The organism is Spongiibacter sp., assembly GCF_041602295.1.
GTDB lineage: Bacteria > Pseudomonadota > Gammaproteobacteria > Pseudomonadales > Spongiibacteraceae > Spongiibacter.
The window spans coordinates 1-11,054 of the sequence record NZ_JBFIGO010000090.1 but is presented as its reverse complement, the minus strand read 5'-3'; the positions used below and the strand labels follow the sequence as shown (position 1 = coordinate 11,054).

The following is an 11,054-nucleotide window of genomic DNA, read 5'->3' as shown; positions in this document are numbered from 1 at the left end:
ACCCTGCCACCGCCGGGGTTGCCCTCGGGAAGCCAGCCAAACGGCGTGACGATCAGCGCAGCGGCGCTGCGCATGATCTGGGCGAACAACTCGCGCCGGTCACCCTGGCGAATTGCCCAGCCGGCCATTTTTATATGGACGAGAACATGCCAATAGGTGGCCGACTGGCCCAGTACATGGGCGTTTTCCAAGTGTGCAAAGGCGCGTTCTGTCTCGCCATTAGCTTCAGCGAGACGGGCCAGCTGCAGCTCCTCGCGCACCGCCGCTGCAATCGCGCGGCAAAAGCGCGAGCCAAATAAGGGGGGTAACATCGCGTTCTCTCCGCTGGCTATTCAGTGACACTAGGCTATTGCTTATAGCTAACTTCAGGGTCAAGCCTCAGGACAATAATTCGCCGTCGAGGCCTATACTTCAGTGAAAACGGAGGGCCAGCTTTGCGACAGACCGCAGCGACAATTTGCAGGCCGTACGCGCTATGACCCAGCAGTGGCTACCGCCGTGGGCAAGCGACGCCGAGTCACTGCGCGAGGCGATTCAGCGGGATTATCTCGCCGACGAAGAGGTGCTACTAAGGCAGCTGGCAAGCGCCGCCGAACTCGGAGAGCAGGGCCGCCGCCGAGCGCAAGGCCAAGCACGGCGCTGGATTGAGGAGATCCGCCAACAGCGTGGGCGCGATGTGAACAGCCTGCTCAGTGCGATGCCGCTGAGCAGCTCGGCCGGCCGCGCCTTGATGAGCTTGGCCGAAGCCCTGCTGAGGGTGCCCGACGCGGCCACCGCCGACGCCTTAATTGCCGACAAGTTGCACCGCGGCGACTGGCGCGGCCAGTTGCACGCGGCGGCCTCGCCGGACATCAAGCTGGCCCTATACGGCCTGATGTGGGCGAGCCACTGCCTAAATCGCCGGCCGCCGGCGACCCTGCTTGGCAGCCAGCTCGCTGCGCTGCAACGCCAGTCGATTCGCCGCTGCATCGGCTTGGCTGTGACGCTGATGGGCCGTCAATTTGTACTTGCCAATAGCATTGAACAAGGACTTAAAAGGGCTCGCAAACTGGAGTCGCGAGGCTTTCGTTATTCCTACGATATGCTCGGCGAGGGTGCCCGCACCCAGGCTGATGCCGAGCGTTATTTTCAACACTATCAAGGGGCTATCAAGGCCATCGCTAGCGGGCTAGAGCGGCGCGCCGCCAGCGTTAATGTGCTGGCAAACCCCGGCATTTCTATCAAGTTATCGGCCCTGCATCCGCGTTATCACTTGGCCCATCACCGCGCGCTGCACAACGAGCTGCTGCCGCGCCTTGTGCAGTTGGCGAGGCTGGCCCGGCGCGCCAATATTCCCCTGACCGTCGATGCCGAGGAGTCGGCGCGGCTGGATGTCTCCCTGGCCTTAATCGAGGCCTGCTATCTCGACCCGGAAACTAAGGGCTGGCAGGGCATGGGCTTTGCTGTGCAGGCCTATCAAAAACGTGCGCCGGCGGTGATCGAGTGGGCGGCAGACTTGGCTGAGCGCGGCGGCCGGCCGCTGCATATTCGGCTGGTAAAAGGCGCCTACTGGGACAGTGAAGTTAAACAGGCACAGCAGGAGGGGCTGGCCGAATACCCGGTGTTCAGCCGCAAGAGTGCCACGGATGCCAGCTATATCGCCTGTGCGAAACGCCTGCTGGGGAGCCCCGGTTTGTTTGCCCAGTTTGCCACCCACAATGCCTACACGGTCGCGACCGTCATGGAGCTGGCCGGCGAGGCCCGCGACTTTGAGTTTCAGCGCTTGCACGGCATGGGGCATGCGCTCTATCAGCAAGTGCTGCGGCAAACGGCGATACCCTGTCGCATCTACTCTCCGGTGGGGGGCTACCGTGATTTGCTGGCGTATTTGGTGCGGCGACTGCTGGAAAATGGCGCCAACAGCTCCTTTGTCAATGCCATGCACCAGCCTGCCTACTCGCTGGATAGCTTGCTGGCTGATCCGGCAGAACGGCTGCGCGCCAGTCGCTGCAGCCGCCACCCCGATATTCCGCTGCCGGCAAACTTATACGGTGCCGGGCGGGCCAACTCTCAGGGCGTCGCGCTCAGTGATATTGGCGCGCTGCGCGCATTGCAGACCGGTCTGGGCCAACAGTTACCGCGCCTGTTGTCGACCCGCCAAGGCGCCATGAGGGTGCGCAACCCCGCCGACACGCGGGAAATCGTTGGCGCAGTGGATCACCACAAGCCCGAGCAAATGCGCGCCAAGGTCGCCGCAGCCCAGGCGGCCCTTGCCGATTGGGCCGGGCGCGCCGCTACCGAGCGGGCGCAGATCCTGCGGGAAATCGCCAGTGCACTGCAGGCTCATCGGGATGCGCTGATATTACTGTGCATCAAAGAGGCCGGTCGCAGTATTGCCGACAGCCAGGCGGAGCTGCGCGAGGCCATTGATTTTTGCCAATACTATGCCCAGCAGTGCCTGCGCGAGGATGCCGCCGCGACCGCGCCGCGCGGCGTGGTGTTATGCATCAGTCCGTGGAATTTTCCCCTGGCGATTTTTATCGGCCAGATCGCCGCCGCGCTAGCGGCAGGCAATACGGTGGTGGCAAAAGCGGCGCCGCAAACCGCCTTGATCGCGCAACAGGCGGTGACGATTATGCTTGCGGCGGGGCTGCCCCGCGACTGTGTGCAGCTGGTTTTGGCCCCTGGCCTGGATGCCGGAGAGGTATTGGCCGATGAAGCGGCCATTCGCGCGGTGCTGTTTACTGGTTCCTGCGCCACTGCGGGCTGGCTTAATCGGCGGCTCGCCGCGCGGCCAGACGCGCCCATTGCACTGGTGGCCGAAACCGGCGGTCTGAATGCGATGATCGTCGACTCCAGCGCGCTACTCGAACAGGTCACTGACGATGTGATTCGCTCGGGCTTCCACAGCGCCGGCCAGCGCTGCTCCTCGCTACGCCTGCTCTATGTGCAAGACGATATCGCCGAGGCGTTAATCACCATGCTCAGCGGCGCCATGGCCTGCCTGATGATCGGCGATCCGGCTGAGCTTGCCACCGATGTCGGTCCGCTGATTGATGCCGAGGCTGTGGGCCGCCTCAATGCTCACGTCGATTCCCTGCAGGGCCGTGCGCGGTTGCTCTATTGCTGTGAGCTGCCAGAGCGCTGCCAGCACGGCCATTTTTTTGCCCCCCGACTCTATGAAATTGACGATCCGGCAATGATCAGAGAAGAGGTTTTCGGGCCAATCGTCCACCTGATTCGCTTCTCCTCCGCGCAGTTGCGCGGCGGTGGTCAGCCCTTGCTGGAGGCCATACACGCCAGCGGCTTTGGGCTGACCCTGGGTATTCACAGCCGCATTCAGGGTCGCGCTGCGCGCATTGCCGAACGGGCGCGGGTCGGCAATGTCTACATCAACCGCGACATGGTCGGCGCGGTGGTGGGCGTCCAGCCCTTTGGCGGCCGCGGGCGCTCTGGCACTGGGCCCAAAGCCGGCGGCCCGCACTATCTGCCGCGGCTGCGCCAATGCGCGGTCAGCGCTGATGGTATTGCGCCGTATTCCGCACAGCTCAGCGCGTCGCAGCCTGAGGGTTTTGCCGACGGCAGTCACGAGGCCGCGATTGTCGCCTGCGTGGCGACATTTATTGCGCAGCAGCGCGACAATACCTTCAGCGACCACTGCCTGAACTGGTGTCGGTGGCTGCTGGCTCAGGCACCGCAGTGGCGTCGCGCCGTCGACTTGCCCGGGCCGACCGGCGAAAGCAACCAGCTGTACGCGGAGCCGCGCGGCCAGCTGTTGGCGATGTATCGCGCAGGCGACTCCGCCGCTCACGCGCTGCTCAGCATGGTCGTCAGTCTGCTCAGTGGCAATCACCTGAAGGCCTATCTGCCGGCAGAGTGGCTCGCCCTGTTCACGCCGCTGGCGACCGCCTTGCAACCGTTCGCGCGGGGCGAACAACTACTGCAATTGTGCGCGTATCCGGCTGACCAGCCATTGGCGGCCATCCTCGGCGCGCCGGGGCTTCGCGGCGTTATTGCGCCGCCCGACAGCGCGCTGCGCGGGGAAATCTGCCGCCTGCTTGCCCAGCGCGAAGGGGAGATTGCGCGGTTTATTTGCGAAACCATCGGCCCGCATTATTGGCAGCGCTTTATTGAAGAAAAAACCGTTACCGACAACCTCAGTGCGGCCGGCGGCAATGCCTTTTTATTAAATCTCGCCGATCCCTAAGCCCTGTTGGCATCTTCTGAATAGCCCTCTCCATGCCTGCTTTCCAGTCTCCAGCTGGGTTGAGGGCGCGGCTTGCGTCGCGGCGCTAGCAGTGGCCGGCTTGTTAACGCCGCTGCCACTAGCAGGCCCGCCCCGGGGTAGGCCGAGCGCCACATTCCGGCGGCGAGCACGGCAAGTGGTTGCGCGGTGATCAACTTAACGCCCGCGCCCGGTGCAGCAATACGCCCGACATCAGCACACAGAGCGTGACCACCGCCAACAGAATGCCGACATAACTGATGCCCAGCCACTCAATACCGGCCGCGCCCGCGAACACAATGCCCGCAGCGTGCCCCAGGGTGTGACTGCTGGCCAGTGAGCTGGTCATGGCTCCTGGGCGGTCGGCGTGCCGGGCATGTGCCCAGCTGGCGTATGCCGGCGCAGCTACGGCAAGGCCCAGTGACAGCAGGCTGGTCGCTAGCAATAACAGGGCGAAGCTGAAGGTTTGCAGCAGCATGACTGCGCCGCTCAGCAGGCTCAGACAAAGCACAGCAAATTGCCGACGGGGAGCGGCGCTGACGGCGGGCACAATAAGCAAGGCGCCTAATAGCCCCACCGCAGTGGCGATGAGCAGCACTGTGCTCAAGTGTTGCGCGGCCTGCTGCGGGCTCAGGGAAAAGTGTTCGGCCAGAGAATAACTCAGGGTGAATTGCAGCGTACTGGCCACTGCGGTCGTCAAAAAAGCGCAACACAGCGCCGGCCAGCAGCGGCGGAATACCGCGCTGTCAGTGCGTTTTGCCGCGGACGGCGTGGGGCTGTTGCCGGCGGGTATCGGTGAGTGTTTGCCGGTGCCGTAGAGCGCAAGCGCGGCCCCGGCACACAGCAGAACGGCGATTGGCAGGGGATACCACAGCGCGGCCGACGCGGCGACCAAGCCGGGTCCCAGCAGGCGCCCCGCATGATTAGCGGCCGTCAGCCTTGCCATGCTGCGCTGCGGCGAGTTGCTACCAAGCCCCTGCAGTAACAGGGTTTGGCTACTGGGGTACTGACCGCAGGCAAACAGCGCGTAGCCTATTCGCGACAGCAGTATCAACGCCGCTGCCAACGGTGGCTGTGGCAAAAACAGCGCTATCGCAAGCAGGAGATTGCAAGCCAGCGTGCCGACCGCGGTTTTCTTCAGGCTTTGCCAGCCACCGTGACGATCTATGTGCCGCCCCCACCAGGGGGTCGCGACCAGGGTGAGCAGCAGGGTGGCGCCGAGGAAGAGGGACCATTGCCCAAAGGGGATGCCGGTGTGCGCAACCAAGAGGGGGAGGCTGGCGAGCAGCACGGATTGCGTTAGGCCCAACTGTAACGACGCGGCATACGCCGCCCCCGGTAGTTTGTTCACAGATATTCCTTCCGAATAAAAAATTTCATCGAGCACGCTTGCTGTCGCAAATAAGAATCATTATTATCTTCGTCAATTATCGAGAATGATTATCGTTTGCAAGTTGACCGGGAGCAAGACCCTTGCGTTCTTTTCCAGCAGATAGCAGTGCCGACGCCGCCATGGCTGCCCAGGCTGCACACCGTTGTTTTTACAATGCCCTGATCCGCGAAGCCGGCGACTGGCTGTTTGTGTCCGACCGCGCGGCTGGCGGGGCGGGGGAGTACCAAATGGCGTTGGCTGGCGGTGCACGCTTGTGTATTGGGGTGCGCCGCTACTCCCATGCCGGGCGCCACCATTTTTGTGGCAGTGCCTACCTGCAGTCGGTGGATGGCAGGCGCTGCGCCTTGAGTCTGACTGACAGTGTGCCGCTCGCGTTGGCTGCACTGGGTATTGCCGAGGGCAGCCAGCAGCGCATGCTCGCCCGGTTTTGGCAAAGCTGTGACAACATCGCCGCCAACCTTAAGGCGCGCCGCCGCGACCTCGATGCCTTGGCAAAGCGCCCGTTAAACTTTATCGAGGCGGAGGGCGGGCTATTGATTGGCCATTCGCTACACCCCTGCCCGAAGGCCCGGGATAACTTTGTCGGCGACGATGCCGCCCGCTTCGCCCCGGAGTACGCCGCAGACTTTGCACTGCTGTGGCTGGCGGTCAAGCGCGAACACCTCGCGCATTTCGCCGCCGAGGGCTACCGCCTGCGCGCCCTGATTAGCGAACTGGCCGGCGCTGACCCGCAGGTTGAGCAATGGCTGGCCGCGTTGGATGACGGCGAGGAATTGCTGCCTTGCCACCCCTTCCAGTGGCGCTACTGGCAGCGTCACCCGGTATTAGCTGAGCGCTTGGTCGCCGGCAGCCTGCGCTTGCTGGGGGAGGGAACGCTGCCTTGGCGGGCGACCTCGTCGCTGCGGGCGATCTACTGCGAAACCGCGCCGTGGATGCTCAAATTCTCCCTAAACGTCAAATTGACCAACTCGCTGCGCACCCTGCAAGCCGAGGAATTGGCGCGCGGTGCACAGCTGGCCGAGGTGCTGAATTCCGAGCGTGGCCGGGAGTTTCAGCGCCGCTTCCCGCAGATGAGTCTGCTGCTGGAACCGCTTGGCTGCTGCATGGTGGACGATGCTGGAGAGCCCATCGCTGAAACGGGCTTGCTGTGGCGAGCCAACCCCTTTCTTGGCGCGGCGGCTGAGCACACCGAGGTCTTGGCGACCCTGCTGCAAGACGATCCGCGCAGTGGCGAATCGCGCCTGGTCCAGCGTCTGCGGGCCAGCGGCAATGACTCTGCGGCGGGGCTGAGGCAGTGGTTTGCGCAGTTCCTTGAGGTAGCGGTGCGGCCACTGCTGCTGGCACAAGCTAATTTCGGCCTGCTGTTTGGCGCCCATCAACAGAACCTGGTGTTGCGACTTAAAGACGGTATTTGGCCCGAGCACATGTACTTTCGCGACTGTCAGGGCACTGGGTTTTCGGCGCTGGCCGAGCGGCAGCTTGGCCTGGACTTGCGCGCCGCAGGCTCTGGGCTGCGGCTAATCGATGCGACGATGACGGCGACCCTGTTCAGCTATTACCTGTTTATCAACGCCACCTTCAATGTGATCAGCAGTTTGGCGATGTCGGGCCAGCTCAGCGAGGCCGCCTTGATCGCACAGTTGCGGGCATTTCTCGACGGCGTTCGCTGCGAAGGTGTGGCTGACGACAGTGTTATCCGCTACCTGCTGGAATCGCCGGAATTGCAGATAAAAGCCAATTTTTACTGTGCGCTTGAAGGCCTTAATGAGAACACCCATGGCGATATTCTCAGCCTTTACCGCCCCATCAACAATCCACTTAAAACAGAATTAAATTAATATGTTACAGAGTATATTTAAGATAAATATTGACAGTGTTAGCGACACCTCGGCCGACTTCAGCGCGGCCCGGCAGGCCTGGCAGATACAGTTTCAGCGCGGCGCAGACACGCTGTATATCCACCGCGTTAGCGGCGACGATTTGTCGTTTAGGCAGTGGCATCAATTGCTCGACCGCCTGTGTTCAGCGACCGCCGTCGAGCAGCTGCAACTGGCCGCAGAGCTGGCCGCCAGTCTGCCCATTCATCGCCCCCACTGGCAGCCCTGCGCAAAGGGTCTGCAGATCTCCCGTCAGGCCTTTTACCAGATCCGCGAGGTGTGGCTGGCGCCGGCACTGTGGCCAAGCATGCCGCTGAGTTATGTGGCGGCCGACTGCCCCGGTGGCCGCCACCCCCTGCGCCCGCATATCGGCGACGGCCTGTTGTTTGAAAAATACCTCCCTGAACTGCAGGCGGTATTTTCCTTGCGCCGCGCCGAGGTCGAGCGCGACGGTGAGCTGTTTCACCGCTGGCAGAACGACCCGCGCGTGGCACAGTTTTGGGAAGAGGCGCGCAGTCGCGAAGAGCTGGATCAATATCTTTGCGACTGCCGCGCCGACCCGCACAGCGAACCGTTAATCGCCTATCTCGATGGCGTTGCCTTTGCCTATGTACAGATCTACTGGGCCAAGGAAGACCGCATAGCGCCATATTGCGACGCGGACGACTTCGACCTCGGCTTGCACCTGCTGGTCGGCGAACCGCGCTTTTTGGGGAGCAAGCGCACCGGCGCCTGGCTGAAGGCGATGACCCAGTGCTTGTTCTTGCTGGATCCGCGTACCCGGCGGTTGGTCGGCGAGCCGCGCGCCGACAATCACCGCTTGCTGCGCCATTTGCCGCAGCTGGGCTGGGAGTTTGTTAAGGAATTTGATTTCCCCCACAAGCGCGCAGCACTGGTGAGCTGTGAGCGCGAGCGTTTTTTCCGGGAGATCCGCCTGTGAGCCGCCAGCAATTGTGGCGCCAGGTCAATGCGCAACTGGCCGCCAAAATTATCGGTGAGTGCAGCTACGAGGAGAGCCTGTGCCCACAGCCTTTGGGCGAGGGGCGCTATCAGCTGGCACTGGCCAGTGGCCGGCGCTACGAATTTTGCGCGCGAGAGACCGTATGGAGCTGGTTGCGGGTAGATGCCCCCTCGCTGCGGCGCGAGGGCATGCCGGTCACCTCGGCTGTGCAGTTATTGATTGATGCGCAGCAGGAGCTGGCGCTGAGCGACATCACCCTGGGCGTGTTAATCGAAGAAATTCACAATACCCTCTACAGCGAGGTGCAGCGCCAGCAGCGTATCGCCGGACTGTCGGCACGCGACATGGTGGCTGTTGCCGGGCCGCAACTGCAGGCGCTGCTCGACGCCCACCCCAAGGCGCTGGCAAATAAAGGCCGCATGGGCTGGGGCGCGGAAGATCTGCAGCGCTATTCACCGGAATCGGCCAGCGGCTTTCAGCTGCGGCTTGTCGCCCTGCATCGCGATCGCGTCAATGTGGCAGTGGCTCGCGGCGTCAGCGAAGCGCAGCTACTCGCCCAGCTGGTGACCGGGGCTGAACAACAGCGTTTGCAGCAGCGCATGGCTGAGGCGGGGCTGTGCGCCGACGCCTACCTGCTGATGCCGGTGCACCCCTGGCAGTGGCAGCGCTTTATTGTCAGTCAATACGGCGAGTGGCTGGCCGACGGCACGCTGGTGGATCTGGGTATAGGGGGCGATCGCTATCTGCCCCAGCAATCGATTCGCACGCTGGCCAATATCGCTCGGCCGGGATGTTGCGATATCAAATTGGCGCTGAGCATACTCAACACTTCCTGCTATCGGGGTGTGCCGGGCGACAGCATTGCCGCCGGCGTGCAGTTGACACCGTGGCTGCGCGCGGTCATCGCTGCCGACCCGGTGCTGCAGGCCGCGCAGTTAACTGTGCAGGGCGATTTAGCGGGGGTTCACTGCCTGCCACCGGGTCAACAGCAGATCGCCGGCACGCCGTACCGCTACGTCGAAATGCTCGGCGCGGTATGGCGCGAAAGCCTGGAGGCACAGCTAAGGGCCGGTGAGAGCGGCGTGTTGATGTCGACGTTGATGCAAACCGACAGCGGCGGCCGTGCCTTGGTGTGTGAATATGTGGCCGACAGCGGCCTCAGCGCCGAGCAGTGGCTGCGCGAGCTGTTCGACGCCGTCGTTGTGCCCCTGTATCACTTGATGTGCGCCTACGGTGTGGGCGTGGTGGCCCACGGCCAAAATATCAGCGTGGTCTTGCGTAATGGCCGCCCCCAGCGGGCAGTGTTGAAAGATTTTCACGGCGATTTACGCCTGGTGGACCAGCCCTTTGCACAACTGCAGTCGATGCCCACTGAACTGTTGGCAGCACTGCCGCGACTGCCAGCCCAGCACCTGCTGCACGACCTGGTGACCGGTCACTTTGTTACCACGCTGCGCTTTATTTCACCGTTGTTTGAAGAACAGCTACAGCTGCCGGAAAGCGCATTTTACCGCCTGCTCGCCGACTGCCTGCGCGACTATCAAGCGGCCCAGCCACAGCTGGCTGAGCGCCACCGGCTGTTCCCCCTGTTCAGCAAGGAGCTGGATAAAGTCTGCATAAATCGTGTGCGCTTTCGCATCGGTTATCAAGATAGCGCCGCCAGACCTCTGCCCGAACTGGGCAGCGCTATCGCCAATCCCCTCTGCCTTGGAGAACAGCCATGACCAATCGCCGCCCACTGGATTTTGCCGGGCTGGGCATCGGCCCGTTTAATTTAAGTATTGCTGCACTAATGACCCAGGTCCCGGAGCTCAGCAGTCAATTTTTTGATGCCAAGCCGGCGTTCAGCTGGCATCCGGGAATGATGCTCGACAATGCCCGCCTGCAAACCTCCTATCTCAAGGATCTGGTCACCGGCGTTGCGCCCACTAGCCCCTACAGTTTTCTGAACTATCTGGTCAGCCACCGGCGTTTTTATCCCTTTCTCTGCGCCGAGCTGCCGGCGGTCAGTCGCGAGGAATACGCTGACTATCTCGCCTGGGTGAGCCGGGAGTTAAGTAATTTGAGTTTTGCCCAGCGTATTGAGGCAGTGGAATTGCAGGGCGACCAGTTTGCCGTGCATCTCAGTGGCGCCAATGAGCCGCTGCGGGCCAGCGCACTGTGTTTGGGCACCGGCCTGTCGCCCAAACTGCCCGACTGTGTGCGGCCTCATCTCGGTCAGCGCTGTTTCCACAATGCCGATATCACGAGTCGCCAGCTCGATCTAAAGGGCTTGCGGGTCGCCGTTGTCGGCGGCGGACAGTCGGGCGCTGAAGTGGTCGAGCAAATCATCGCCGACAAATGGGGCGAGCCCGCGTCACTGTGCTGGTTGTCGCGACGGCCCAATTTTGAGGCCCTGGATGAAATCGCCTTTACCAATGAATATTTCGCCCCCCAGTACGTGGATACCTTTTTCAATGTGTCGGCCCAGCGCAAGGCCGCCATTGTTCGGCAGCAAAAACTGGCCTCAGACGGCATTTCACCGGATACCCTGCGTTCGCTCTACCGCGCGCTGTATGAAAAGCGCGCGCTGGGTAACTTGCGCTACCCCGTGCACTTTCTTCCCGGCCGTGAGCTGGT

7 protein-coding genes are annotated in these 11,054 nt (G+C 62.4%); 5 read left to right on the top strand and 2 right to left on the bottom strand.

The genetic code is table 11. The features are described from left to right. A partial coding sequence (locus tag ABYM29_RS12615) for a DUF3703 domain-containing protein (RefSeq protein ID WP_372865124.1) occupies positions 1-311 on the bottom strand: 311 nt, incomplete at its 3' end. Positions 312-475: 164 nt separating this feature from the next. Here ABYM29_RS12615 and putA point away from each other — a divergent pair. Further along, the gene (gene putA, locus ABYM29_RS12610) at positions 476-4,186 is read left to right on the top strand and encodes a bifunctional proline dehydrogenase/L-glutamate gamma-semialdehyde dehydrogenase PutA (RefSeq protein ID WP_372865123.1); all 3,711 of its coding nucleotides are present in this window, start codon (positions 476-478) and stop codon (positions 4,184-4,186) included. 190 nt (positions 4,187-4,376) lie between these two features. Here putA and ABYM29_RS12605 read toward each other — a convergent pair whose 3' ends face one another. Then, positions 4,377-5,555, bottom strand: coding sequence for a hypothetical protein (locus ABYM29_RS12605; RefSeq protein WP_372865122.1), 1,179 nt, complete (start codon positions 5,553-5,555; stop codon positions 4,377-4,379). A 122-nt stretch (positions 5,556-5,677) separates the two neighbouring features. Here ABYM29_RS12605 and ABYM29_RS12600 point away from each other — a divergent pair, with 122 nt between their 5' ends. The 4 genes from ABYM29_RS12600 to ABYM29_RS12585 form a co-directional block, all read left to right on the top strand. Further along, entirely contained in the window at positions 5,678-7,435 is a 1,758-nt protein-coding gene (locus tag ABYM29_RS12600; protein WP_372865121.1) for an IucA/IucC family siderophore biosynthesis protein, read from the top strand. Between the two features lies 1 nt (position 7,436). Continuing rightward, positions 7,437-8,414: a GNAT family N-acetyltransferase gene (locus tag ABYM29_RS12595; RefSeq protein WP_372865120.1), complete on the top strand. Its 978-nt coding sequence runs from the start codon at positions 7,437-7,439 to the stop codon at positions 8,412-8,414. After that, a complete protein-coding gene (locus ABYM29_RS12590) occupies positions 8,411-10,159 on the top strand; it encodes an IucA/IucC family siderophore biosynthesis protein (protein WP_372865119.1) in 1,749 nt (582 codons plus the stop codon). The genes ABYM29_RS12595 and ABYM29_RS12590 overlap by 4 nt, the downstream gene beginning before the upstream one ends. Continuing rightward, a partial coding sequence (locus ABYM29_RS12585; protein WP_372865118.1) for a lysine N(6)-hydroxylase/L-ornithine N(5)-oxygenase family protein occupies positions 10,156-11,054 on the top strand: 899 nt, incomplete at its 3' end. The genes ABYM29_RS12590 and ABYM29_RS12585, both read left to right, overlap by 4 nt.

Bases quoted from the DNA above. Each gene is read 5' to 3' on its own strand.
- putA (WP_372865123.1), top strand. From the start codon at position 476: ATGACCCAGCAGTGGCTACCGCCGTGGGCAAGCGACGCCGAGTCACTG.
- ABYM29_RS12595 (WP_372865120.1), top strand. From the start codon at position 7,437: ATGTTACAGAGTATATTTAAGATAAATATTGACAGTGTTAGCGACACC.